General features: G+C 48.3%; 25 protein-coding genes. 17 read left to right on the top strand and 8 right to left on the bottom strand.

Features of this window, described 5'->3' with window-relative positions; all coding sequences use genetic code 11:
• Positions 1-4 precede the first annotated feature (4 nt).
• The 7 genes from ACJJI6_RS08590 to ACJJI6_RS08560 are packed head-to-tail and all read left to right on the top strand — an operon-like array spanning position 5 to position 5,042.
• Positions 5-409, top strand: coding sequence for a DUF2170 family protein (locus ACJJI6_RS08590; protein WP_108732689.1), 405 nt, complete (start codon positions 5-7; stop codon positions 407-409).
• On the top strand, positions 406-1,101 hold the full coding sequence (locus ACJJI6_RS08585; protein ID WP_282933401.1) for a PspA/IM30 family protein: 696 nt from the start codon (positions 406-408) through the stop codon (positions 1,099-1,101). The genes ACJJI6_RS08590 and ACJJI6_RS08585 overlap by 4 nt, the downstream gene beginning before the upstream one ends.
• A 4-nt stretch (positions 1,102-1,105) precedes the next feature.
• Positions 1,106-2,176, top strand: a complete 1,071-nt coding sequence (locus ACJJI6_RS08580) for a potassium channel family protein (RefSeq protein WP_413665197.1) — start codon at positions 1,106-1,108, stop codon at positions 2,174-2,176.
• Positions 2,161-2,814: a YjfK family protein gene (locus ACJJI6_RS08575; RefSeq protein ID WP_413665198.1), complete on the top strand. Its 654-nt coding sequence runs from the start codon at positions 2,161-2,163 to the stop codon at positions 2,812-2,814. Before ACJJI6_RS08580 ends, ACJJI6_RS08575 begins: the two co-directional genes overlap by 16 nt.
• Before the next feature lie 14 nt (positions 2,815-2,828).
• Positions 2,829-3,245, top strand: a complete 417-nt coding sequence (locus ACJJI6_RS08570; protein ID WP_282933398.1) for a DUF350 domain-containing protein — start codon at positions 2,829-2,831, stop codon at positions 3,243-3,245.
• A 12-nt stretch (positions 3,246-3,257) separates the two neighbouring features.
• Complete coding sequence (locus ACJJI6_RS08565) at positions 3,258-3,872, top strand: DUF1190 domain-containing protein (RefSeq protein ID WP_282933397.1); 615 nt, start codon at positions 3,258-3,260, stop codon at positions 3,870-3,872.
• 3 nt (positions 3,873-3,875) lie between these two features.
• Positions 3,876-5,042: a glutathionylspermidine synthase family protein gene (locus ACJJI6_RS08560; RefSeq protein ID WP_475713142.1), complete on the top strand. Its 1,167-nt coding sequence runs from the start codon at positions 3,876-3,878 to the stop codon at positions 5,040-5,042.
• A 57-nt stretch (positions 5,043-5,099) separates the two neighbouring features.
• Here ACJJI6_RS08560 and ACJJI6_RS08555 read toward each other — a convergent pair whose 3' ends face one another.
• Positions 5,100-5,732: an acyloxyacyl hydrolase gene (locus ACJJI6_RS08555; protein WP_282933394.1), complete on the bottom strand. Its 633-nt coding sequence runs from the start codon at positions 5,730-5,732 to the stop codon at positions 5,100-5,102.
• Positions 5,733-6,508: 776 nt separating this feature from the next.
• On the opposite strand from ACJJI6_RS08555, the gene ACJJI6_RS08550 reads away from it, so the two are divergent.
• The 3 genes from ACJJI6_RS08550 to ACJJI6_RS08540 all read left to right on the top strand — a co-directional run bounded on the left by ACJJI6_RS08550 (position 6,509) and on the right by ACJJI6_RS08540 (position 11,924).
• Positions 6,509-7,984 carry a lytic polysaccharide monooxygenase gene (locus ACJJI6_RS08550; protein WP_475713141.1) on the top strand — a complete coding sequence of 492 codons (1,476 nt, stop codon included), beginning with the start codon at positions 6,509-6,511 and terminating at the stop codon, positions 7,982-7,984.
• Positions 7,985-9,637: 1,653 nt separating this feature from the next.
• Positions 9,638-11,260, top strand: coding sequence for a vanadium-dependent haloperoxidase (locus ACJJI6_RS08545; RefSeq protein ID WP_444957287.1), 1,623 nt, complete (start codon positions 9,638-9,640; stop codon positions 11,258-11,260).
• Positions 11,261-11,345: 85 nt separating this feature from the next.
• The gene (locus ACJJI6_RS08540) at positions 11,346-11,924 is read left to right on the top strand and encodes a hypothetical protein (protein ID WP_475713140.1); all 579 of its coding nucleotides are present in this window, start codon (positions 11,346-11,348) and stop codon (positions 11,922-11,924) included.
• A 285-nt stretch (positions 11,925-12,209) separates the two neighbouring features.
• On the opposite strand, the gene ACJJI6_RS08535 is transcribed toward ACJJI6_RS08540, so the two are convergent.
• A complete protein-coding gene (locus ACJJI6_RS08535; RefSeq protein ID WP_444896735.1) occupies positions 12,210-13,841 on the bottom strand; it encodes a hybrid sensor histidine kinase/response regulator in 1,632 nt (543 codons plus the stop codon).
• Between the two features lie 312 nt (positions 13,842-14,153).
• Here ACJJI6_RS08535 and ACJJI6_RS08530 point away from each other — a divergent pair, with 312 nt between their 5' ends.
• The 3 genes from ACJJI6_RS08530 (at position 14,154) to ACJJI6_RS08520 (ending at position 17,405) form a co-directional block, all read left to right on the top strand.
• Positions 14,154-15,566, top strand: coding sequence for an amidohydrolase (locus ACJJI6_RS08530; protein WP_475713139.1), 1,413 nt, complete (start codon positions 14,154-14,156; stop codon positions 15,564-15,566).
• Positions 15,563-16,864: an amidohydrolase family protein gene (locus ACJJI6_RS08525; RefSeq protein WP_444912667.1), complete on the top strand. Its 1,302-nt coding sequence runs from the start codon at positions 15,563-15,565 to the stop codon at positions 16,862-16,864. Before ACJJI6_RS08530 ends, ACJJI6_RS08525 begins: the two co-directional genes overlap by 4 nt.
• A 145-nt stretch (positions 16,865-17,009) precedes the next feature.
• Positions 17,010-17,405: an MAPEG family protein gene (locus tag ACJJI6_RS08520; RefSeq protein WP_108732703.1), complete on the top strand. Its 396-nt coding sequence runs from the start codon at positions 17,010-17,012 to the stop codon at positions 17,403-17,405.
• 84 nt (positions 17,406-17,489) lie between these two features.
• Here ACJJI6_RS08520 and ACJJI6_RS08515 read toward each other — a convergent pair whose 3' ends face one another.
• From ACJJI6_RS08515 to ACJJI6_RS08505, 3 genes are all read right to left on the bottom strand, one after another.
• Entirely contained in the window at positions 17,490-17,789 is a 300-nt protein-coding gene (locus ACJJI6_RS08515; RefSeq protein ID WP_108732704.1) for a YebG family protein, read from the bottom strand.
• Between the two features lie 302 nt (positions 17,790-18,091).
• The gene (locus ACJJI6_RS08510; RefSeq protein ID WP_444916713.1) at positions 18,092-18,709 is read right to left on the bottom strand and encodes a LysE family translocator; all 618 of its coding nucleotides are present in this window, start codon (positions 18,707-18,709) and stop codon (positions 18,092-18,094) included.
• A complete protein-coding gene (locus ACJJI6_RS08505; RefSeq protein WP_475713138.1) occupies positions 18,709-19,317 on the bottom strand; it encodes a DUF924 family protein in 609 nt (202 codons plus the stop codon). Before ACJJI6_RS08505 ends, ACJJI6_RS08510 begins: the two co-directional genes overlap by 1 nt.
• A 170-nt stretch (positions 19,318-19,487) precedes the next feature.
• On the opposite strand from ACJJI6_RS08505, the gene ACJJI6_RS08500 reads away from it, so the two are divergent.
• The 4 genes from ACJJI6_RS08500 to ACJJI6_RS08485 are packed head-to-tail and all read left to right on the top strand — an operon-like array spanning position 19,488 to position 21,565.
• Positions 19,488-19,778 (top strand): hypothetical protein, encoded by a 291-nt coding sequence (locus tag ACJJI6_RS08500; RefSeq protein ID WP_475713137.1) that lies wholly within the window; start codon positions 19,488-19,490, stop codon positions 19,776-19,778.
• A 59-nt stretch (positions 19,779-19,837) separates the two neighbouring features.
• The gene (locus ACJJI6_RS08495) at positions 19,838-20,632 is read left to right on the top strand and encodes a DUF6249 domain-containing protein (RefSeq protein ID WP_444905729.1); all 795 of its coding nucleotides are present in this window, start codon (positions 19,838-19,840) and stop codon (positions 20,630-20,632) included.
• Positions 20,633-20,643: 11 nt separating this feature from the next.
• Positions 20,644-21,198: an RNA polymerase sigma factor gene (locus ACJJI6_RS08490; RefSeq protein WP_444916717.1), complete on the top strand. Its 555-nt coding sequence runs from the start codon at positions 20,644-20,646 to the stop codon at positions 21,196-21,198.
• A complete protein-coding gene (locus tag ACJJI6_RS08485) occupies positions 21,191-21,565 on the top strand; it encodes a hypothetical protein (protein WP_282933382.1) in 375 nt (124 codons plus the stop codon). The genes ACJJI6_RS08490 and ACJJI6_RS08485 overlap by 8 nt, the downstream gene beginning before the upstream one ends.
• 140 nt (positions 21,566-21,705) lie before the next feature.
• Here ACJJI6_RS08485 and ACJJI6_RS08480 read toward each other — a convergent pair whose 3' ends face one another.
• From ACJJI6_RS08480 to ACJJI6_RS08470, 3 genes are all read right to left on the bottom strand, one after another.
• A complete protein-coding gene (locus tag ACJJI6_RS08480) occupies positions 21,706-22,761 on the bottom strand; it encodes an alpha/beta hydrolase (RefSeq protein WP_475713136.1) in 1,056 nt (351 codons plus the stop codon).
• Positions 22,762-23,099: 338 nt separating this feature from the next.
• Positions 23,100-23,984, bottom strand: a complete 885-nt coding sequence (locus tag ACJJI6_RS08475; RefSeq protein ID WP_475713135.1) for an alpha/beta fold hydrolase — start codon at positions 23,982-23,984, stop codon at positions 23,100-23,102.
• 205 nt (positions 23,985-24,189) lie between these two features.
• Entirely contained in the window at positions 24,190-25,617 is a 1,428-nt protein-coding gene (locus ACJJI6_RS08470) for an alpha-amylase family protein (protein WP_475713134.1), read from the bottom strand.
• Positions 25,618-25,716 lie beyond the last annotated feature (99 nt).

Raw genomic sequence — 25,716 nt, 5'->3', positions numbered from 1 at the left:
TGAGATGACCTGGAACAATGAGAACCTGCGCCAATTGGCGGAAAACCACTCCGGATGGGTGGTCGAATCTGAGGGGGATTGCCTCAGTATTTCCAACGATGAAGGCGTCGATGCGTTTGTCTATGTTGGCGAGAAGCAGATAGTTGTAGAGAGCATTCTGTTTCCCGTGAGCCAGGTAGATGATGTGGCAGCGCTCAATGAAATGGTTCTGCAAACACATCAGCTGGTGCCCCTGACAGCCATTGCGATTAAGAATATTGGTGGTGAGAACTACTACGTCGCTTTCGGTGCTCTGTCGGTGTCCAGCAAGGACGAAGTTGTTATCGAGGAGGTTGAGACCCTGTTTTCCAATGTGGGTGACTTCCTGGATTTATTTGCCGATCATTTTGAAACGGAGGGTGTAGCATGAGCCTTAAGAGAATTTGGACTGCTTTGAAAGGTGCAGTTAACGAGGGAACAGAAGCAGTAGCGGATAGCCAATCGATTCGTATTCTTGACCAAGAATTACGCGAGGCGAAGGAAGAATTGAAAGCTTGCGATGAAAACCTGACCAAAATCATGGCGAAGCGCAAACTTACTGAGAGTAAGGTCCAAGCGCTGCAAGCCGACGTTGAAACCTATAGCACTCACGCAATCAACGCGAGTGAAAAGGGCGATAACGAACTCGCTCTTGAGTGTGCAGAGCGTGTTACCGAGCTGGAAAGCCAGCTGGAAACTGAGCGCAGCATCCTGGATGGATTCCTGAGTTCAGAGAGCACCCTGAAAGGTAATATTACCCAGGCAAAAACCAATGTGCGCCGTATGGAGCAGCAGATTGACCAGATCAAAGCGACTGAGTCTGTTCAAAAAGCACAGGTAGCGGTTTCTTCCCGCCACATGGGTGCGAATAGCAAGATCAAAACAGCGCTGGACAGCCTGGATCGCATCAAAAACAAGCAGGAGCAGCGTGCTGCTGAGCTTGAAGCTGCGGAAGAGCTGGCTTCAGAGGAAACCGGTTCCAGCCTGGATGCCAAGCTGAAAGCGGCGGGCATCAAGCCCGGCGGCCAGAAAAGTGGCAGCGATAAGTTGGCTCAACTGTTAGCGGGCCGCGAAAAGGCTTAACACAGTGCTGCTTTATCGAGTGCGACGCCTTCTGGCGTCGCTTTTCATTCGGGCCAATGTAACCACCATTCTCATAGCTGTAGGCAGCTATGTTTTCATCTCCTATTGGCTGCTCAAAATTGCCGGTGAAGCTGATATTGTCGCGGGCGAGAATTTCTTTTACTGGTTGGTCGTTACCGCATCGACAGTAGGTTACGGCGATTTCTCCCCGGTAACCCCTGAGGGTAAAGTCGTAGTTGCCGCTTGGGTGATCCCAGTGGGCCTCAGCCTGTTTGCCATGGTGGTCACAAGAATTGGCTTTGCGGTTTCAGAATTTGTGCATCGCGGCAAGAAGGGCTTGCGTATGACAAACCATATTGATCACACAGTAATTATCGGCTGGAACGGTACCAGAACGCTCCGCTTGATTGAGTTGCTACTCTCCAAAACAAACGGTAGCGCAGCAGAGATTGTCCTCTGTGTTGAAGCCGATATCGAAAATCCGATGCCGGGTAAGATTGATTTTGTCCGGGTGGAATCGTTTTCCCACGGGGAAGGTATGCAGAGGGCAGGGTTGGCCGATGCCGCTCGAATTATTATCGACAACCCTCTGGATGATGTAACCCTTACAACCGCCTTATTCTGCGACAAGCTCAGCCCGAACAGCCATAAAACGGCTTATTTCCAAGATGAAAATGTGGGTGAATTGCTCCGTGCCCACTGTCCCAATATCGAATGTATTCCCTCTGTCGCTGTAGAGATGTTGGCAAAATCCTCGCTTGACCCCGGTTCTGCAAGATTGCACCGACAGTTGCTCGATAGCACTTACGGCATGACCCAATACAGCGTTGAATATCGGGGTGAAAAGCCTCTTCCTGTCGGTGAATTATTTGACCATTTCAAGCGGGATCTCTCCGCGACCTTAATTGCGGTACGTAGAAAGGGCGTGGTTAAAATTGATGTGAACCCGGGGCTTACCGATCAGGTCACCGAGGGTGACATGCTGTATTATATCTCTGCAAAGCGGCTCGATGAAAAAAGCTGTTTCGATATAAAAAGTAATGAAGAAGGTGTTGGTACATGTTTACCAAACTGATAAATAAAATAAAGGGAAAGGACGCTCCAAAGGTCAAGACTCCAGAAATTATGGGCTTGCGAATGGGGGCGAGTTTTGAGCTGGACCCTTTGGCTATTCGCCTGATACTCGATGAACTGACCATTGAATCCTGTTCACCGACCCAGATCATTAAAGCGGCCGGTGTTGTCGAACTAGATGGTACCTGGATTTATCGCTTTTACACTGATGATGATGCCTGGCTGCAAGTGATTGCTGAGGGCGGTCAGCGGGATGAGCATGTTGTCGATGTAAAGCTGTTCCATTTTTACGATACTTTGGATGTTGGTTCGGAGCAGGCTTGGAATAAATTGTTAAAGAGTGATATTGGCGCACCCAGTTACCACCTGCAGGATCGCTCTTATAGCCGTGTATGGACCGCAGCAGGGGACTACCACAATCCAGTGCATATGGCCGAGAAGACTTACGATGAAGATGGTGATTATTCAGTAACGGATCAATTCACCATGCTTTTTGAGCGCGAATTGTCTGATCAGCAAACCGAATCCCTTTTTCTCTCAGCTGAAGAGAAAGAAGAGGATGCAGGCTACTTGAGCCGCAGCTTGGTGATTAGCACCGGCATTACTCTGACCCCCTCACAAATAACAATACACGGATAATAAGGAGATATTTAATGGACCAGCCTTATGATTTACTGACTGGTATCTTGCATTTTGCGGCCTACTTTGGCCTGTCGCTGGTACTTTTGATCGCGTTTAAATTTTTATACGCACTGGTGACCCCTCACGATGAGTGGAAGTTGATCCGCGAAGATAAGAATACGGCTGCCGCCATAGGTTTTGGTGGCGCTGTTTTGGGTTTTGCAATTGCCGTAGGTGGTGCTGCCAGTAACTCTATTTCTATTGTCGATTTCGCCATCTGGGCCCTGGTTGCATTGATCGCCCAGTTAATTGCTTTTGCCATTATCCGCTTTGGATTTATGCCGCGTATTGTTGAGCGCATCGAAGATGGAGAGGTGAGTGCCGGTGTTATGTTGGCTGCAACTACAATCGCTGTTGGCGTATTGAATGCGGCTTGCATGAGCTACTAATTGGGGGTGGTAATGAAGCGTACCAAGAATATTAACCTGGCAAGGATGCGCAAGGGCGGTGGCTCCAATTTTTTACTGCGCCCACTTGCCTTAGGTGTAGCGGCTGCCCTGGTCGGTTGCTCCTCAGATGAGGAAGTTAAAGTTGTCTCTTCAGTAGATGACTGTGTGGCCAATACCCAGCTGGACGAAGCTCAATGTGAAGCAGCTTATCAGCGCGCGGTTGAGGAAGCTGAGCGCACCGGGCCCAAGTATTCTCGTCTCTCTCAGTGTGAGGCTGAGTTTGGTAGCTGCCAAGAGACCAGTAGCGGCGTCTGGATGCCTCTGATGGCGGGCTTTATGGTTGGCTCCATGCTCAATGACAGGGATCGCCACTACAACTATGGCTACTACAACCCGGTCTACCGCTATTCAGGCTCCCGTTACCGCGACAAGCTGATGACAGCTGACGGCGGTATCATTGGCGACTATGGCCGTTCATCTTATAAGGTGGATAAAAGCGCTACGGCGCCTAAGCCTAAAGTTACCAAAACTGTTTCCCGTGGAGGCTTTGGTGCAGTGGCATCGGCCAAATCCAACTGGGGAGGGGGTCGCTCCAGCAGTGGTGGTTCGCGCGGCTGGGGAGGTTGATTTGTGCTGAGGTTGCCGATTGGTGAGCGCCCGCGTTGGCAAGAGCGAGCGCAGGAGTTTGGGTTTCACTTCCATACCATGTATGGCGAACCCTACTGGGATGAAAGCGCCTACTATCAATTCTCTTTGGAGCAGATAGAAAAGCACATTGAAGATCCCACTGAAGAAATTCACCAGATGTGCCTGGATGTCGTTGCCCGTGTGCTAGAGGATGAGGAGTTGCTGAGGCGGTTCTGTATACCCGAGCAGCACTGGGACTTTGTGCGAACATCCTGGCGTAACGGCGACCCCAGTCTCTATTCTCGCCTGGACTTTGCCTATTCCGGACAGGGGCCGGCAAAGCTCTATGAGAACAATGCTGATACTCCCACTTCTCTGTATGAAACCGGCTTCTGGCAGTGGTTGTGGCTGCAGGACAATGTCGATCGCAGGTCTCTGCCGCTACAGTCTGATCAATTCAATAGCCTGCAGGAAAAGCTGGTTAACCGCTTCCATGATTTACAGTTCCTGACCCCGGGGCGGGAGTTGCATTTCGCCTGCTGTAAAGATACGGAAGAGGACCGGGGCACGGTTCAATATTTACAGGATTGTGCCTCCGAAGCGGGGATCAATAATCATTTTGTCTTTATCGAAGATATTGGTCGGGATGAAGTGGGTCAGTTTACCGATTTGAATGATCAGGTAATTACCTGGATGTTTAAGCTGTACCCATGGGAATTTATGCTCCGGGAGGAGTTTGGGACCCTGTTGGCAGGAAGCAATGTCCGTTGGTTGGAACCGCCCTGGAAGGCGATTATTTCCAATAAGGCGCTACTGCCAATGTTGTGGAAGCTTTTTCCAGAGCACCCGAATCTGCTTCCCTCTTTTTTTGAGGATGAGCTGGACAAGGCTGCGGATTTCCCGGAATTAGTTAAGAAGCCAATCTTTTCACGAGAAGGGGCGAATATTTCAGTAGTAAAAGGGGCGGATACCACTTTGCTATCCGATGGCCCCTATGGGCAAGAAGGATTTATCTATCAGGCTCTGCATCCTCTCCCCAAGTTTGGAAAGAACCATACTCTGGTGGGAAGCTGGCTCGTTGATGACCTGGCAGCGGGAATATCCATCCGGGAAGATTCAAACCTGATTACCCAGGATATGAGCCGTTATCTGCCACATATCATCCTCTAGGGCCCGCCAACGACTGCAGGCGCTGACATCAAGCCGGCGCCTGCTCAATCCTCTTCTTTAAAAGTTATAGTGCAGCCGCAGCTCAAAAAAATTCACTCCGGAATTTTCAGAACAGGTTCCTGCATTTGAGTAGTGCAGTGCGTAAGTTGTGACTCCCCAGCGGCGCTCACTCCCAAAGTCAGAGCCCAATCCAATTCGATCCTCAAACTGGAAATGACATCCCAGAGTTGTGTGATTTGTGTTTTTACTCACAATATTGGACTCAGTAATGTAACTGGCCCCCACGGAAAACTCGAAGTAGGGAAAGATAGGCTTGTCCCACTGGGGTAGGTACTCAAGCCTCCATACCGGGCTCACTGACATACCGTGAACTAAATCCTCTCCCCGTTTGGAGACGTCTGGATCGCCATCGTCCAGGCCGGATCGCCATTCAAAGTAACTGGTCTCCAGTCGCGTTTTGAGCGTCCATTTCTCAGCAAGAGACCACTGCCAGGGCAGGTCCTTGGATATGGCAAGGCGATATTGGGTGAGTTCATTGCGGCGATTGGAAAATCCCGGGCCGGCTCCAACAATTGCAGCCCACCGTTTATCCGGGTTTGTTGCCGTTTCAGCCAAAGACCAGGCTGGAAGCAAAAGAGAAGAAAATAACAGACACAGGCCGAGCCTGCGGATAATCAAGTACAACATCATCCCTGATCCTACCTTTCCTACTACGAATGGTGACTACAAGAAAATGATTGGTTAGGGAAACTCAAAATCATCCGGGTTCTTTTCCAGTGTAGACAGAGGTGAGCGAATATAGGTCTTTTATCCCAGTGGTAATTTACTCATGGGAATAATTTACTGGTCTCCAGTGGTATTTGTTGCCAGGAAAACACTTGCAGTGACAGTTTAAAAAAAGCGGTGACAGCGATAGTTCTTTGATATGTAAAGAGGTTTTTTCTCAGGATGAAATACGTGTTCGTAGGTTGGGGTAGCTGCCAATTCCCGCCCTACTAGCAACTTTTGCGGGTAGGTAATATCGAGAAATTTATGGTTTTAAGGCAGTCAGGCTTATCTATTTTGAATTGTAATAGGGGGTTGTTCGTGAGATAGGGTGTCATCTATTGATAATTAACGGGTATGGGGACTTGTATTAAGTTAAAAATCGTCTGTGAAATTTCTCATCCTGTTAAAGGTTTGCCTGTTCTCTATTTTAGGAGTCGCTGTAGTTTTTTCGTCCTATTTTTTAATTGATTATTCTTTATTGAAAAATAATACCCCTTAATATTATTTTTAAGGGAAAATGGTGCGCTGGTGATCTTCTGAAGTTTGTAAATTTATATCAATAATTGTCAGGAACCGTGCTGTTAAGTAGCGGTCCATAATTCTGTCGCCAACATTACACATCGAATATGTGTAATCAGGATAAGGACCTGGTTCAGCTGGGGAAGGAGGTTGGACGAAATTGAATAACAGGCATAGATATGATTTTACGAAAAACCAAACTAGCATCTGCAATTAAACTACCCGTATTAAATAGCGCCCTGATGGCAATAGCACTGGCCGGTATGAGTTCAAATGCACTTAGCCACGGCTATGTAGAGGCCGCTGATGGTGGTGTTGCATCCGCTCGTGGAACCTTGTGTAAATATGCTCTCGATACAGGAGAGATGAATGTTGACTGCGGTGCTGTTCAATGGGAACCGCAAAGTATTGAAGGGAATGAAGGTTTTCCTGAAAGTGGTCCTGCTGATGGGCAGATAGCCAGTGCAGGAGATAGCTCTTGGTCAGAATTAAATGAGCAATCCTCAGATCGCTGGGTTAAGAATTATATTAGCTCCGGTTGGCAAACTTTTAAATGGCGCTTTACCGCCAATCATGTAACCCGGGACTGGAAATATTACATTACCAAAGAAGGTTGGAATCCAAATGCGGTTTTGACCCGTGACCAATTTGATCTGGATCCATTCTGTGAGGTTGATGGCAACTATGAGCAGCCTGCGGTAAATACGACACACGAGTGTCAGGTGCCGGAACGTGAAGGCTACCATGTAATTCTTGCTGTGTGGGATGTAGGTGATACGGTTAATGCCTTCTATAACGTTATCGATGTCGAGTTTGACGGTGATAATGTTGTCAATACTGACTGGAGTGTTGGGGGCACTATTAACCCAACTCAAGACCTGAATGTGGGCGATAAAGTTTACACTCGTGTATTTGATAGCTCCGGTGAGAACTCCTCATACTCTACTGTTCTGGAAATTGCCTCAGATGAACAGGGTATCGCTGAAAACTGGTCTCATGATCTGGCTGAGCTGATTAACCAGGAACAGAGCAGCATCCGCGCCGGTGATTATGATGGTAGCAGCAGCTTTGAGCCTCTATATGGCATCAACAGTATCTACTTGTTAGAAGGTAGCAGTTTAGAAAATGTTGAAATTGGATATGAGCTTATTCAAGACCAGGATGATGACTCTACCGATGATGACAATAATTCCGGTGATGATAGTTCGGATAATAGTGGAGACAATGGCGATTCTGGAAATTCCGGCAATTCCAGCTGTGAAGCGTTTGTGCAGCAGTATGGCGGTGATCCAGGTTACTCGATTGGCGACGTAGTTATCTATGACAATGTTGCTTATGAATCTACACATGAGCCAAACTGGTGGTCGCCGAGTGCCGCGCCGCAATTCTGGAATGAAACTACCTGTGATGGCTCCGATAATGGTTCAGACGATAGCTCTGATAACGGTTCCGATGATAGCTCTGATAGCAATAGTGGAGACGATAGCTCTGCAGTTTCCTGCCCTGAGTTCCAGCAGCCTTACGCGGGTGATAACGGTTACCAGGTTGGAGATAGAGTGACCTTCGGCGGCCAAGTTTATGTCTCAACCTATGGACCAAATTGGTGGTCTCCATCTGCTGCTCCGCAGTTTTGGGAAGAGAGCTCCTGTCAGTAACTAGCAAATTCAATCACCTACCTTTCGGTAGGTGATTGAACTGGGTTAAATCTAAGAGCATGGTTTTCTGAAGTCGGAAAGATTTATTAACCTATCTGGTGTATTACTTCTTGTGATACACCAATCTCGCTCTCTCCTGTTAGATGAACAGGCATATTTCTCCACTCCTAATCAGCCCTCTGCTCCTGGGTTGAGATAATCAAGCGTTGTTAGTGGATGGCTCCACGAACAATGATCAATCTCCATTTCTGCACTATGTCCGTTTTATGGGGTCAAAAATGGCTCAACAGTTAGCTTGCACGCCTAATTTTTCATATCTATATCGGTGATTTCGATCGAAAAATACCGGCTAGTTATGGAGCTAGAAATAGGTATTGGCGGTTGCTTTTTTAGGCTTGGTTATTGAAGTTCTGGATTATGTCGCCTGCCATTCCAAGTAAGATCTAGTTGAGTAGATAGAGTATTTTAGGGGCAATAGTTACTGAAACTGGACGGTAAAATATTTGCCCAGTCTAAGTGCTGATCTAAAAGTCTAACTGTCTTCATAGAAAATTGTTAATCCCTTAAGATGTGTTTACATTGGGTCATAGCGAATGGGCAATGTATTTTATTATTTTACTGCCTTAATAGCGTGAGAGTGGAGGGTGCTTCTATAGGTTTTGTATGTGTGTGATCTCAAGAGTATATTTCTCATAGCACTGTCTGTGAATTGTCATCTACTGGCAATTTAATTGTTTCGGATGCTCAGGGCCTTGCGTATGACGACTTTGTTTTTGTTGTGCTGGCTATGATTTTCGCGTTTAGATGTTAATTGTAGTTACGTATTTATTAATATTTTTTAGTATTGGGTTTTTGGTTGGGAATTGGTTGTTTAAGCTTTTCTTGTGGTGGGAAATTCCGCTGGTTTGAATTTAATGGGTGTGTAAATTTATGAAAATAATTGTCAGGAACCGTGTTGATAAACCGTGGTCTATAGATTTGTAATAATTATTATATTCGAGGTTTGCCTCGCCAGGTAATACTAACCTGTTTCAAATGGGGAAATTAGACAAGGTTGAATAACAGGTAAAGAGATGAATTTACAAAAATCCAAACTAGCATCGGTAGTCAATCAATCCGTTTTTATGTGCTTGTTTAAGGCTGGAGTATTGTTTGAGGTTAGATCAAAGACTTTTAGTCGTAGTGATGAAGAGGCTGCCGATGGGTAAATTGTCGATGCGGGAAACAGCGTCTGATCGCTAATTTTAAAATTATATTCGCTCTGGTTGAAAAACCTTTATCTAGCACTTTTATGCAGGTCCATTGTCCGCAATTTGTTGAGAAATTTGTCTCCCTTAGTAGCAGGAAATGGGAGAGCGAGCCGTATTCAGCTTGGCTCAGCATCTAAAAAATAACTACCTGATAAGAGAACCATTTTGATGTTTGGCCTTCTCTTCATTATCGGCGCCATGGCTATAGGGATGTATGAAATTAATCGATATGAAGCGGTAGGGATCAACATAGGGGGCAGGTTTGTAGTTTGCAAGCAGAGACTTGCGAGAAATATTACTCGGCATGATTTCTACAGCCTGATGCGATTTACGAAAGCATACTTACGGCCACTGATAGATGTACTGATTCAGCGCGCCCTTTAATATCTAAGGACGTAATACAATGAACCATATCTTTTTAAAAACATCAGCCTGCTTTTTAGCAGCCGGCTTATTACTGGCAACGGATGTTGTACAAGCTCAGAAGACGAAGGGTAAGCAGCCCAAGGGACAAACCAGTGCTTATCTAGGAGAAACCAGCAGATCAACTCTTTCCAAAGGTGTACTTGATCGGCTTGAGCGGACATCGGGGAAGTCTGGTGAGCTTAATAGACCTAGAGATCGTGTTGTATTTTGGTTCAACACGATGCTCGACTCATCGGCTATCGATCATACTCCCGACCCTGATACCGGTGAAGTGGATTTCTACCAGGGGGGGCCTACCCGGTCCAGTCGCGCATTCGCCATCGTACAAACTGCTGTGTTTGACGCTCTGAACGCCTTTGACGGTAAATATCAACCTTATAATGATCTCGGTGTGCTCGACACCAGAGATGCATCCAAAGATGCAGCTATCGCTTACGCCGCTTACGAAACCTTGCGCGCACTCTACCCCGATCAGGCAGAGCGATTGCAGGAATTACTGCAATCCGACCTCGACCAGTCAAGAGATAGTGCCGAAAGAATTGCCAAGGGCCAAGTGATCGGCGAAGCCGCCGCTGCGGCCATGCTCGCGGTGCGAAGCAACGATAAGGCCGACCACTTGGAGCCCGCTTATGGTGAGGGCGGCGCTGTCGCGGATGGGGATGACACCTATCACTCTACATCGGTCAACACGGGTGCTACGGTACCGGGAGAATGGCAGCCTGATCCCGTGGATCCAGTTGGCCACGATTCCGTGGCTCTCGGAGCCTATTGGGGCAGTGTGACACCTTTTTCACTAAGTTCAGGTGATCAATTCCGCAGTCCGATTCCGCCTACAATTACGTCTGAGGAATATGCCGAAGCCTATGAGGAAGTGGCGGCCCTCGGCGGGTCCCCAGCCAATACTATTACCCCATCGACATCCACAGCAGAGACACGATTTATCGGGAATTACTGGGGATATGACGGTGTACCGTTATTGGGCATTCCCCCGAGACTATATAACCTTATCGCCCTGCAGGCAGCACTGGATAACAAAGTCGAGAATGAGCTGGATCTGGCCCGGTATTTTGCTTTGATCAATGTGGGGCTGGCGGATTCTGGTATCGCTGCGTGGGACAGTAAATACTATTACAATTACTGGAGACCGGTTACCGGTATTCGCATCGATGACGACAACCCATCGACCTTGCAGGATGAGCAGTGGTTGCCGGTAGGGGTGTCAGTCATCAATACCACCATTGCGATTAGGCCAACACCGCCGTTCCCCTCCTACCCATCGGGTCATGCTACCTTCGGTGCTTCCACCTTCGAGATTATGCGCAGTATGTTTGGAGACCAGCCCTTTACTTTTGTATCGGAAGAATACAATGGGGAAGGCTTCGACCCTTTCACGCCGGATACACCGAGGCCTTTGGTACCTGTCCGTTTTGAATCCTATACCGCCGCTCAACAGGAAAATGGCCTCAGCCGCATTTATAACGGAGTGCACTGGGACTTTGACAATATTGCAGGCCAAGTCATGGGCGAGCAGATCGCGCAGAATTTAATGAACAACGTCGAAGCATTTAGCCTGATTAGTAGATCAAGGACTCGCAGGTAAACTATTTTTACGCTATGAGCTAAATTCTCACTCTCCATCAGGTGCCGCTCCGTAAGGGGCGGCCATACCAAAGGTAACTCACCGTATGAATAGCAAACGATATATTGCAGTGGCAGTGTTCGGAATAATCGCTTTTGGGTTTTTAGCTACGCACACTCTCAAAGAGCCAGTCGAAAACGAGAAGGTCTGGGTAGGTAAACAGGAGTCGGCACCGAATGTTGAAAGCGTTATCCACCCCGCAAAAACACCTGCTTCAGTGGCACTGGCTAGCAACGATATCAAGGCCGCATTTGAGCGGGATACTGTTATCAAGTTGAACAGTATTGTTCGCCGTTCCCTGACTACTATTCGTAAATATGATGCTGAGATAAAAACCGTCCGGGAAGCAAGTCTTGCGGCGACTCAAGACGGAGTGAATGAACAGCAAGTGGCATCTGCCAGGGCAAGTCTCGCCAAGCTGCAGGAGTGGGATCTGGAAGCATCTATGGCTCTCAAGGATATGAACGCAGCCGTTGAAGAGCTTGAGGCAAGTGGAGAGCACTATAACGCAGCAATTTTAGCGGGCATGGTACGCTTCGTGGAGACTGTGTCCACTGAAATAGGAGACGAGAACACCAAGCTGACAAGATTGGTGGGGAAGGGGACCGTAGCGGCAAAATTGTGACATACCACTAAGAAAGCATCGGCTTCAAAACTATCGAGATTACACCGAGCAGGAAGGTAATGACATATCGATTGATTTTGGTTTGTGGGAGTCTGCAAACACTAAAATAATGGGAAATTCCGCTTGAGCTGCTTTTGTGTAGCCTTTTCCTGATTAATTTATCACTTCACTTTTTTACAACCGATTATCATAGGGGGCACTCCATCAGCTAACTAACTGGTATCTGAACTCTGTGACGTAGCTGTCAGCTAGGTCGGCTGCGGCGATTCAGATAGAACTTTTTTGTTACCTGGGGAGAGTTATTTTTCCGCTGGCAATCATCTCTTCAATCTTTTTACTGAGATGCTCGAATGTAAATGGTTTCTGGATGCAATCTAGCACCCCATCAGAAATTACTTCCTGAACTTTACTATCCACGCTGTAACCGGTGGAGAGAATAGCCTTCACTTCGGGGTTAATCCGTTTTAGAAAGGCGAACAATTCTTGCCCATCCATGCCGGGCATAATCATGTCCAGCAGGACCAAATCTACTTCATCACTATATTTTCGATAGTAAGTTATTGCCTGCTCTGCTGTCGCAAAGGTAACGACGCTATGGCCGTTCATTTCGAACAGGGCTTTGGAGTAGGTGCGGACAATTGCCTCATCGTCGACAACCATAATACGCAATTTGCGCTCGCGAGCCAGTTTCTTGGCTTGGTAAGTTCTCTTTTTGATTGGGGGCTTGGAAATTGGCAGGTATAGCTTAAAGCTGCTGCCAATTCCCTCACGGCTCTGACACTGTATAGCGCCCTTATGTAAATGAATGGTGCCGTGCACTGCGGCAAGGCCCAGTCCAGCACCACGTCCACTTTCCTTGGTAGTGAAAAATGGTTCAAAGATACGGCGTCGCACTTCGTCAGACATACCAGTGCCATTATCGGTAATCGTTATTAATAGGTACTGGCCTGGCTGGATCTCAAAATCGGCGATAGAAGCCGATTTTTCTATGGTGATGTTGGCAGTGACAAAGCTCAGTGAGCCACCAGAGGGCATAGCATCCTTGGCATTGATTCCGATATTTAGCAAAGCGCTCTTGAGTTGAGCAGGGTCACCCACAATATGTGGACGATTTGCATCTAATTGCTGATCAATCTCGATTCTTCGATCAATAGTGCGGGTTAGCATTGCACAAACATCGCGAATGATTTCGTGGGTATTGCAGCTCTTAAGTTGATAATTTCCCTTGCGGGCAAAAGTGAGTAGCTGTTTGGTCAGCTCTGCGGCATGGCGGGCAGTAGTCAGTATATGGTTGGTATACTCGTTGATTCTGGCATCGGTGGAAATTTGTCGAATAACTTCAGCATAGCCATTGATTCCATGAATCATATTGTTGAAGTCGTGGGCAATACCGCCGGCAAGCTCACCGATAGCTTGCATTTTTTGAGCTTGCCGAAGCTCTTCCTCCAGCAACCGCTGCTTAGTGATATCCGAACCAATACTGAGAATTCCCGCGGGATCTCCCTTCTCATCTGAGATAATTTTATTGGTCCAGGCGATCCATACTCGCTTCCCGCACTTTGTAATGTTTTCATTAATATTGTAACGGTGTTCCTCTGGGAACTGGCAAATACGATCTATCAATTGCCGCAGGTCACGGCCGCTCGTTTCGCTGGCGGGAACAATCGTACCAATTAAGTGCCTGCCAATAATCTCGGCTTCGGTATAGCCAAATAATTGTTGAGCGTACTCGTTAAAGGATGTGATACGGCCGTGTTGATCGCATCGCATTATGATCGAGTTTGCATGCTCCACCAGCTCCCGGTAGCGCTCCTCACTTTTACGTAAGGCCTCATAGACCTGGGTTGAGTCTCTATCCGAGGTGGTAGCTGTAGATGGTGAAAGGGGAAAAATGGGCATATTACTTTCCTTGATCACCTATTTCTCCTCCTGAGTGCGGCTGCCTGTTTTTCCGCCAGAAATTCCACCATGAAGACGTACAAAAGTATATAGCTGGGGCGGCGTATTTTGACCGTGTAGACATTCTTTGCTGACTGGCTGTTATTTTTAGTTCGTATTGTTATCAAGTGTGCTTTGGTGGTTCTGGGGGAACTCTCAGGCTCAGTTATGGCCCCTTGGATTGGGAGATGCATATCTCTAAACAGTCGTTTGTGACAATTTGGATAGTGGCGCTGTCAGCACAAACTGGTAGCATTCACCGCCATATTCAAAACGATTGGATGAATGACTATGCAGCTGCAACCCCGATTTCTCGGGCGCAGTATCGCGGCTCTGTTAAGTGCCTCGCTACTGCTGTCCGCATGCGGTGAGAAGCGTGTTGACAGTGAGCCGAGATCTCTCGACTTCGCTCGTGTGGACGCCTTCCCTTCCACTTATTCTGTAACCCAGTCCCGCCCTGTGTTGATTCAGGGAGCTACCCTGCTAACCGGTACAGGGGAGCAGCAAGAAAATGCGGACCTGTTGTTTGAAAATGGCAAGATCAAGGAGATCGGTAAGGGGTTACTGGCCCCTGAAGGTGCCTTGATCGTCGATGGCAAAGGTAAGTGGGTCACTCCTGGCATTATCGATGTGCATTCTCATCTGGGTGATTATCCAGCTCCGGGGATTGAATCTGCCCAGGATGGCAATGAGATGACCTCGCCAAACACTGCCCAGGTTTGGTCGGAGCACTCTGTCTGGACCCAAGACCCCCAGTTTCCCTTAGCTCTTGCCGGAGGTGTAACAACCCTGCAAATCCTGCCGGGTTCGGCCAACTTGTTTGGCGGCCGCAGTGTCACCCTGAAAAATGTACCCGGCCGCAGTGTTCAGGATATGAAATTCCCCGGCGCTCCCTACGGCTTGAAAATGGCCTGTGGTGAAAACCCCAAGCGGGTTTACGGTGGTAAAGGTAGCTCTCCCTCAACTCGAATGGGTAACGTCGCCGGTTATCGCGATGCTTGGATTAAGGCGAGGGCCTACAAGCAGGAGTGGGAGGATTACGTTGAGAACGGAGGGGATGAGCCCAAGCGCGACCTGCAGATGGAAACTCTGGCGGGCGTACTCAATGGAGATATTCTCGTTCACAACCATTGCTACCGCGGTGAGGAAATGGCGGTAATGATGGATGTTGCCAAGGAGTTTGATTTCAAAATTTCCACTTTCCACCACGCAGTGGAAGCTTACAAGGTTGCTGACCTGCTGGCTGAAAACAATGTTTGTGCGGCAATGTGGGCTGATTGGTGGGGCTTTAAGCATGAGGCCTACGATATGACCGAGGCCAATATCGCCATTGTGGATCAAGCCAAAGCCTGCGCAATGATTCACTCGGACTCCGGTGTTGGCGTACAGCATTTGCACGAGGAGACCGCGAAGGCAATGACTGCAGGACAGCGTGCGGGCTTCGATATTCAGCCAAAGGATGCAGTGGTTTGGATGACCTTGAACCCCGCCAAGGCTCTGGGTATTGCCGATCAAACTGGCAGCCTTGAGAGCGGCAAGATGGCGGATATCGTTGTTTGGTCCGGCAGCCCCTTCAGTGTTTACACCCATGTAGATCAAGTTTTCATCGATGGGGAATTGATGTTCGATCGTGCGGACAAGAAACGTCAGCCACGCACCGATTTCGAGTTGGGTATTCTCGATGCAGAGGGAGAGCGACTGTGAGAAAAGTAGCTGTTTATTGTGCGCTGGCCCTGGGGTTGATGTCAGCCGCTGGCCAGGCAGAGACCATCCTGATCAAGGGTGGCAAGGTACACACCTTGGCGGGACAGGGCAGCCTGGAGTCCGCAGATATTCTGGTTGTGGATGGCAAGGTCCAGCAGGTAGCCCCCTCACTGGAGGTGAATGCAGATCAGGTAATTGATGCGCGCAACAAGGTGGTGACGCCCGGTGTGATAGCGCCCATTTCTGAACTGGGGTTGGTCGAGATCAGTGCGGCCAGCGCCACCAATGATCACCAGGTGACCGGTGACAGTATCGGTAGTGCCTTCAATCCGGTACCTGCTTACAACCCTAAGTCCACCCTGATCCCATTCAACCGGGCGGGTGGAGTCACCAGTGCCGTTGTTTCACCGGGAATCAGCACTTGGGATAGCGGTGCTATCGATGCTCAGCGGATATTTGCAGGGCGCAGTTTTGCCATCAAGTTGAATGGTGAATTTGATAGCGTCGAAGCAAAGAATGTTGCGCAAAAAGCTTATTTGGGAGAGTCCGGTGGCGAGCTGGCCGGTGGTAGCCGTGCCAACGCTTATGCCAAGGTGGAGAGTGCTCTGCGTGAAGCTCAGGAGTATCGTGATAATCGTGCAGCGATCCACCGTGGAGAATGGCGAGAGCTGGATTACGATCTGGCAGATCTGCAAGCTCTGCAGCCGGTGATCGATGGTAAGGAGCCTTTGATGGTAACTGCCAACCGGGCCAGTGATATCCTCGCAGTATTAGAACTGGGTGAAACCTTTAAGGTGAAGCTCATTATAATCGGTGCAGCTGAGGGCTGGATGGTTGCCGATAAACTGGCGCAAGCACAAGTGCCTGTTGTGATCGATGCAATCAACAACATTCCAGCATCATTCTCAAGTTTGGGCGCACGCCTGGATAATGCTGCACTTCTGGCCAAGGCTGGGGTGACGGTAGCTATCAGTGGCCCAGATATGGTGGCTAGCCACAACGTTTACCTCTCGCGCCAATCGGCGGGCAACGCTGTAGCCCATGGTATGCCTTATGAGGAAGCGCTAAAGGCAATCAGTAGCAATGTTGCTGAGATTTTTAATCTTGAGGGCGGTACGTTGGAGAAGGGCGCGGTTGCGGATATTGTGATCTGGAGCGGTGATCCCCTGGAAGTTACCAGCTACGCTGAGCAGATCCTGATTGAGGGTGAGAATCAATCCCTGGTGAATCGCTCAACGCGCCTCAGAGATCGACACCTCAAGCCCGCAAAGGGCCATGAATTTGGTTACAAGCACTAGTATGCAAAGAGCGGGCTTCTAGCCCGCTTTTCTTTTTCCGCCTATTGATCTGAAAGGTCCATTGGCTTGTACAGGATTTGTGTGGCGGAATACTTGCTTTCGGGGATATATTCCCTGGCCAGATTGATAAGAACAAGGAAAAAACATGGCGAATATCACAGCACTCTACACCGGCCTCTGTGCGCTTCTGATTATTTACTTGGCATTCAGGGTAGTCGAGTTTCGTCGCACAAAGAAAGTGGGAATTGGAACCGGAGATGATCGTTTCAATGAGATTAGGGTGCGAGTTCACGCTAATGCGATTGAGTACACTCCGATAGCGTTGCTTCTGTTGCTGGCTGCAGAGTTGGGCGGTTTGCCTGCACTGTGGTTACACCTCTTCGGGGCGCTCTTTTTTATCTCACGGGTATTTCATGCCTATGGACTGACCAAGGGCAAAGGCGGGCTGCACTTTGGGCGCTTTTGGGGAACTTTAATCAGCTGGGTCGTTATCGTTGTGTTAGCGGTCATTAACATTGTTAATGCCGTAATTAATCTTTGAGGTTTATTGGTGAGGCTCAGTATGAGCCCCACGCAAAAAAGCCCGGTAGAACCGGGCAGAGTACAGGGATGAATCTATAAGCGTTTACTGATTGGCGGCGAGCGGAGTTACGCGATCATCTTCGCTCTCCTGCACCATGTTTTCGTCTTCTTCGAGTAGTACTTCAGGCTTCCCTTTACAGGCTTTAGCCAGGGCATCGCGGCGTTTGGCCAACAGCAGGCCGATCTCTTCGCCCACTTGCTCATCAATGCTGTCGATGTGGCGCTCAATCAGCGACGTGATATTAGCTGCGAGCTCCAGCATCTTATCGTGTTCTTCAGCGTCTTTTTTGTTGTCGAACATTGCTCCGTCTCTATCGCATTTCCAAACAGCTACTACGGCCATCGTGTGCCTCCCAATCGTCTATTAGACTGTCCACTTAGTTTGTATGCCGCTACCCTAACTGTATAAATATTCAGTGTCAACGATGGGGTGAAGAAAGGGCCCTATGCGGTCAAAAGACCAGCAGGTGCGATGATTGGTCCGCCATTAAGCGTGAACACTGTCATAATGTGCAAACAGCCAGACGCATTCCCCCCCGGGGCGACTGGTTGTCTTCACATCATTTAACAGGCCCGCTTGCGGGCCTGTTTTTTATTGGGATGTGGTGAAACTGAGATAGTGAAGGTTTCTGCAGGCCTGTGGCTTTAAATGCTAAGGATCAGCCGGGCTGCCAGTCCTATCAGTAAGATCCCGAAAACCTGTTGGATACGATGGCCAATATGCTTGCTGACCAGCTGGCGTTTACGGCTGGCGTGAACCGCCAGGGCAACGATGCAGTACCAAACTGCATCCACTCCTGAAACCAGGGCCGCCATGCCCAGCTTGGTGCTCAGGGCTTGCTGTTCTGACACAAACTGGCTGAATAGGGCGGTGAAAAATACGGCGATCTTGGGGTTGAAGAAGGCAACACCAAAACCTTGAGCGATAGAGCGCTTCAGGCTCTGGTGTGGAGGTTGTACAGTTGCAGTACTGGTACCCGGTGCGGGCGCGCTGAGGGCTTTCCAGCCCAGGTAGACCAGCATTGCTGCACCGGCCCACTGCAGAATGTTAAATAGAAGAGGAGAGCTAGTAATCAGCACCGCCAGGCCAAATGCGGTAAGAATTGCGTATATAGCGACCCCGGCTCCGTGAGCAATAGCACTGGCCAGGCCTTGCTGTAGGCCTGAGGAGGCGCTGCGTAAGACGATAAGAAGACTCGGTCCCGGAGACATAGCGCCGAGGGCACAGATCCCCGCGAGAGATAACCAACTGAGTAAATCCATTATTTAAAGCCGCCCCCTTGAGCCAGCCATTCTTTTTCTGCTTGAGTGGAAGTGCGACCCAAAGCCGCATTGCGGTGAGGGAAGCGCCCAAATCGCTCAATGACCTCTTGATGGGCAAGGGCGTATCGATAATGAGTGTCGAGATAGGGCGAGGCAATTTTGTCTTCTGCGAAGGTTTGCTGCAACTGTCGAAAGTAGTCTACCGAGTGTTGCTGGGTCACGAGGTCTTCGCTGTGCTCTAGCGGCATGCCCAGGAATACCTGCTGGTAGAGCCCAAGATTCGGGGCCTCTCCGCGCTGAATCAGTGATATCGCTATTGCCAGTGCCAGGGAGTCTGTAGCGAATGCCTGGCGGGTGCCCCGGTAGATGTTTCTGGATATCTGGTCACAAATCAGTAGCAAGGCGAGTTCGCCTTCCAAAGTTTGCCGCCAACGGTCCAGCTCTCCACGCTGCGCTGACTCGGTAATAGTTCCAAATCTTGTCTTGATGTCAGCGTCCACTTCCGGAGTAGCGGCAAACCATAAACTCTGCTTCTCTGCAGCAATAGAGTTGCCACGAATATCGGTGCTGCCAAACCAAAAAACCAGGACATCATCAGGGGTTGTCATATCGAAGTTCTCATTCCGTGTTGTGTTCCGAGTTTATCCGATCGTTCCAGCCCAGTGATGACCATTAGAAGGTGGTTCCAAGTGTTGGTGTAAAAAAAATTATACAGCTGCATCCAATTGGGCTCCCCGAATCGTCATAGTGGCGTACAAGGGAAAATCGGGAGATCACAATGTTTACTGCGAGATCAACTAAAAAGGTACAATTTTGCGTCGCGCTATCTCTAATAGTTGCGGCTCTGCAAGTGGGTCAGGTTAATGCCTCCGAGCTGACGCTTTCCCAGGATGGGATTCACCGAGAGCTCACCCAGAAAATTGATCAGCAAATACTTAAAAAGCTTGGTGAGTGCACTGATAAGAGTGAGGAAGTTAACCGGCTACCTCCAGTGCGTATTGCTGAGGAAAAAGAGCCCCGAGGAGGAATGGCTTACCCCTACTCCAAGGCTCGAATGATGGTGATGTAGGTCACCCCCCCCAACGACGGTTTACACCACTGATAACGAAAATGATTAGAGAGTAAGTAATGAGAGCGAGAAATAAACAATCATTCCAGGCAGTCATCTGCTGTTGGGTGGCCATTGCGGCATCCAGCATAAGCATGGGCAGCTGGGCCCAGGAGGAGGACTCATTTGTCCCAGAGCCCCCGCCGCCGCCAGGTGTGGAAGCCTCCGAATCTGAAACCCGCGTCCGTATATTGCGTGAAGATGGTGTTCTCACGATCAAATCCGAAGGCGAGAATGGTGAGAAAAGTGAAGTTCGGGTTGACTTGGGGCAGGACTTTGGCGGTCCCCTAAGCCAGGAAATTATTGAACGTCTGAAAAGCAAGGGAATTCTGGATGTAGACGGAAAGGTTACCGAAGATACCCTGAATAGCGTACCGGACAATGTCAGAATCAGGTTATCGGAAAGTCGTGACTACCGGGGTAGGCACTGGGATCACCATGACTCACACCACTCTGGAAGTGACGACTCATCTGTAATCCCAATAGTAGCGCTGCTCTGTGTATTTGGCATGCCAGTGTTTATTGTTTGGTTGGTAACGCGCAGCAGCTATCGCAAGAAACAACTGGTTATGAGTAATATCAACCAGATGGTTGCTGATGGTCGGGATGTGCCCCCGGAGCTAATTGATCTTTTGGATGAGAGAGAGCCAAATAGCTCCAGTGATCGCGGTATCACTCTGATCGCAATAGGCGCTGCAGTATTCATCTCACTCTCAGCCCTTGCGGGTATTGGAGTAGGCAGTCTCGGCTTGATCCCTCTGTTTATCGGTGTGGCTCGCTATGTGAACTGGAAGCTTGATAACAAGCAGGTGTAGGAAAGGCGAGTATGGACCTCAATGACGAGGAATTAATCAGGCGGGCCGTCAAAGACGGGGACCAGCGGGCATACGCCCAGCTGGTTCGTCGCTATCAATCTCAGCTGCGATACTCGCTCCGACAGCTGTGTGATGGTGACCAGGGTCTGGCAGACGATATGGCGCAGGAGGCCTTTATTAAGGCCTATAAGGCGTTGCCGGCGTTCAGGGGGGATGCCCGCTTCAGCACCTGGCTGTACCGTATCGCCTATAATCTCGTCATGAGCCACAAGCGTAAGAATATGCCCGATGTGGATCAAGAGGCAGTGGATAGGGCTCAGGCCGATGAGACTATTGAAGAATCCCGGCAGTTAGGGATGGCTAGGGACCTCACTGCCGCGATGGATACCCTGAGTGGCCCGCAACGGCAAGCAATCCATCTGTGTATGCACAGGGGCTTTTCTCACGAGGAGGCGGCAAGTATTATGAAATTGCCGCTTGGTACGGTAAAATCCCATGTCAACCGTGCTCGGGCCAAGCTGCGTAACTTGCTACAGCCCTGGCGTGAGGAGGTGGTAAATGGTTAACTTTGAACAGCGCAACACGAAAGGTAACGCCTTGAGTGAAATGGCATTAGAGGGCAACGACCGGGAGTTTGACGCCTGGCTAAGTGAACAGCTCCAGTTCAATGAGCCCCATTTGGATAACGATGGTTTTTGTGACCGCGTGATGGCCGCGCTCCCTGCGCAGCCTAAACGCTCAAAGCGTCGTTCCAGTTACTCTCAGTACATCGCGGTAGCAGCTGCCTTAGGGATCATTGCCTGGCAGTTCCCTTTCAGTGAGGTAGTTGCCGAGATGGCCAAGCAATCCATTAGCTTGTATAGCTTGGTAGGTGTTGGACTTTTATCTTCTTTAGCGGTAATGACCGGTGGCATTTTCGCCGCACGCCGCTAACGAGAGCCTACCTTTATAGAAGCCCGCGCCTAAATCATGATAGGGCGGGCAGCTTCCTTTTTTACTTTGCAAGCTTTCCGATAAGTTTTAGTGGGCTCGCTTCACATTGAGAGTGTGTCTGGCCTTCGAGTAGATTTTTGTCAGCCTTTGCAGCGAGCGTGCTCTTCAGCCTGGTTGCACATCTCTTTCAATATGGTTTCCCCCGCCTCTTCATAGCCATTGTTCAGCAGGTAGTCTGCTGTCTCAACTGTGGCATCGATCCCGGTGGAAATTTCTTTGATGGTGTATGCGATATGGAGTTTCAATTCGCTAGCAGCATTTTCAGAATCGGAAATGGCATGGTGGGCCATCAAGCGCTGTAGGGTATTGGTGGGAATAACCACTTTGAAGCCAAATTTATCTGATAAATTATGGTAGTGATTTGTCAGCCCATCAAACCCACTTACTTTAAGTTCGTAAGTAGGTTCCCACCCTACAAAGGTGTGTTGTAGGGCAAATTGCATAGAGTGATGTTTGGTCGTTCTGTGGGATTGCTCTGGGAATTTCTGGAAGGTAAAGGTTGCACCCGGTACATTTGCGAGAGTTTGGCTCAACTCGTCAAATGGGACTTGCATATGATTCCCCTCGTTAGCGATGGTCACGGTCAGCGGGGAAAGCTCTTTGAGTTGTTTAGGTGCTAAATTGGAAACTCGCCCGGTTATATATTTATCCTCTAATGACGGGCTAAAAGCAAAGTACTGTGAAAATGGTGCTTTGTCGTTTAGCCAGTAGTCCAGTACGAAGCGGCCAGAGTTGGAGTGCCCAGACAAAATACTAAAATCTGCGGTTCGATAGTTTTTATTGACATAGGGCACAACTTCGTTTGCTAGGAACTGAGAAAATGCTGTCGATTTACCTTGATCCGGGCGCAACTCCTTGCCCATTCCCTCTACACCAATCACGATAAAATTGGGCACTTGGCCTTCAAGTAAATCGACAGTAGACAAAGTAGAAAGCATGTCCCACTGAGCATGTAATACGTAGAGCACAGGATATTCTTTGTCATTATCCTTATATTGTTCGGGAAGTTTCACCAAGATGGTTCGGTTTTCACCAAGGAAATCTGATTTGATTTCCGTCTTTTGTGCGAGAATAAAATCTGAAGCATTTGCTATCAGCGAACAAACACTTATCAAGGCTAAAAATAGAACTCTCATTTTCCACTCTCCATGTAGGTATTATTTTAGGGTGTAACACTAAAGTTCGGGTTAAATTAACCAGCTAAAACTGGCTGAAGAAAGCTGCTTTTGCCTACTTGTCAGGTATTTTCAGTAGAGGGTACTCGTGTCGACGTGCGCCGATGTTTGTGCCGGAAGAAGTTAACAATTTATTGTTATATGACTTAAATCTATTTATTGACCCTTTAGATGTCAAGTGCCTTGACTGGGAGATATGCCTTGTTGAGCGGGGGTAAGTCGATGAAGTAGGGACTGCAGACTTAAAACTTAGGGCAGGCTGAAGTCAGTCTGCCCTAAGTTTAACAAAATAGTGAATGCTACTTAGTTTCTATATTCTCCAGAAATTGATCGACCACTGCATTGAATTCATCGGGCCTCTCCCAAAACATCATATGCTTTCCCATATAAGCGGTAGTGGCGGAAGGGGTATTAGCTTTGATCCATTTGTCAGCCACTTCCTTAACTTCATTTCGTACCACATATAGCATGGGAATCTTCCCTTCAAGGCCGATAAGGTCTTTGCTGTAGTCGAGATAAAAACCAGTAGCGTTGGTAATTGCGGCGACGCTGCTAGAGGTTTGATTGGCGATATTAGATATCCAGGCAATATTTTCTGCAGTGGGATTTTCAAGCATCCATTTGACGAACTCTGCAATCACATTTTCGCGATCCTCAATAATCCCCTCAGTGAATGAGCGCGAGTATCCGTCTGAATCATCATTTAGATACCAGACCCACTCGTCCCGGCTGGCCCCAGAAATCTCCGGGCCAGTGTCGATCATAATCATGGCTTTTATCTTGTCAGTGCCGAACTGGTTGAGATAGGCCAGTTGCTCGGTCACTCCATAGGACCAACCCGCGAGAATCACGCTATCAAGCCCCAGCTTGTCAATCAGTACAGCTAAGTCTCGAGCGTGTTGCTGATAAGTATGGCCCTCAACAGGCTTGGATGACATGCCCTGGCCGCGGGGATCATAAGCTAGTGCGCGATACTTGGTGGAGTCCTTGAAATGGGCAAGTTGATGCTCGAAAACCTTTGTAGACATCATCCAGCCGGGAATAAAGATGATTGTCGTATCGCCATTACCCGCTTGTTCGTAGTGGATAGTGAGAGAGTTGTCGATCTTGATTCTCTCTGCTGCCACATAAGTAGAAAAAATAGACAGGATGCTAAATAAAATTACCAGATGAAGAGTCTTCATGATGTAAATTAACTCAATATAATTTCTATAACGTAATCAGAGGAAGTTCGTAGGCGAAGGGGCTTCGGCTACCAATATTCGCTTATGCCCACATTGTACCGTGGAATTACTCCTATTAGTTGTTGCTGCAATATTACCCGCAATATAAATTGCACAAACGTCCGTTTTATAGGGTTGATTACTTAAAGCCAAAGCAGGTGGGAGCTTACGGTAGTTGGTTATGATTTTTCCCATTTGGGTTGGTATAAAAATCTATTTTGGGTGTGATTGCCCGGTATTTATCCAGAATTATCATAGTGAAAAATAAAGGAATAAGTGACAGTGCTGAGAAGTGTAGTGCAATGAATTTGGTCTCCTCTTGTATGGGAGTGGAGGAAAATATAATTACTTCGATAATAAGTAAGAAAATAAATAAAAAACACTTATTGAAATCTGATATTGAGTCAAATATTTTGGGACCCAATATCCAATGCTTCCAGGATTTGTGCGCAATAGCATCTAGTAAGTAATAGAGACCGCAGGTAAAGCTAACCAATGTTGTAAGCAGTAGTTCAAATACCCAGGCGGGAGGCTTGCCTGGAGCGGGAGGCCAAGCATTCGTAACTCCAAATTCCGTAAAAGAGAGAATGGCAAGGAGACCGGTCGCCAGCAGTACAACTGGAAATCGAAAGACTAAAATTACCATACAGATTGCAGCAACGGTCTCGAATACTCTCTGGGTTGGCATAAAGATCTCGGCGTGATCCGCTACCCAGGCCAAGGCTCCCCGATACCAATACGGTGTATTCCCGTATTCGACATAGGAGTTAATGAGACCTCGGTACCCTTCTACAGTAAACCAATTTAACAGCCCATCCTCAAAAATCTGAAAGACTAACATTACCCCGATGGTGAAGGTAAAAAGATCAATCCAGCGCCCTAATATCGGAGTTGAATCCTGTTTGGGGGGAGTATTTCGATACTTGTCTAAATACTTTGAAGCTATTGATAAAATGGCAATGGTAATGCTGGATAGGGCGCTTACAGTGAATACGTAATCGCCACCATTGCGTGACATAACAAAGACTCCAAATAAGAGAGCAGATGCTACAACAATCGCACAACCCCAGGTTAATAGGCTTACTCTCGGTGCTATCACCGCGCCTAAAAACCGAGAACGAAAATTGTATTGAGAGTCTTTATGGAGCTTGTAAATGCTAACTGCCAAGATTAAGGCAAATAACGCAGGTGACAAAAACTCGAAGTACCAGCTGTTTTCTCCCATGTAAGTCAACCCCCACAGCAAGATAAAGCCGAAAAACATGAGTGTTGCGCCCAAAACAATAAAAACACGCAATATCAAGAGGGTCCCAGCAAGCAATAGTACCAGGTGGAGTGTATAGGTCACAAAAGCTGAGTAGGGGATAAGGTGGCTGGCCAGTGATTTGACAAGTGCAGGTGTACCCTTAGTCTGTACAAGCTGATGTAATAAACTTGCGAAGACATCCGGTGCCATTTGCCCATTAAAAAAGCGCATGATAACCAACTGAATACAGGCTGCGCCTAAGAGGAGGCTGATAATGGCTAGCCAAGTAGTTTGAGATGTGGCGCTTCTTGCTTGCTCAGTACTTAAGTGTAGGCTGGATATAAGCATGTATCTTATCCGAGGCCCTTTAAGATTGATTGCCTTATTAGTGATTATGGCAAATTAGGTAAATAACTTACAAATCTTCGCCGTGTTGATGCTGTTGTA

This window comes from Microbulbifer maximicatervae (SeqCode), from assembly GCF_056232625.1.
The sequence above is the reverse complement of the archived record's forward strand: the minus strand, read 5'-3'. Positions and strand labels throughout refer to the sequence as shown.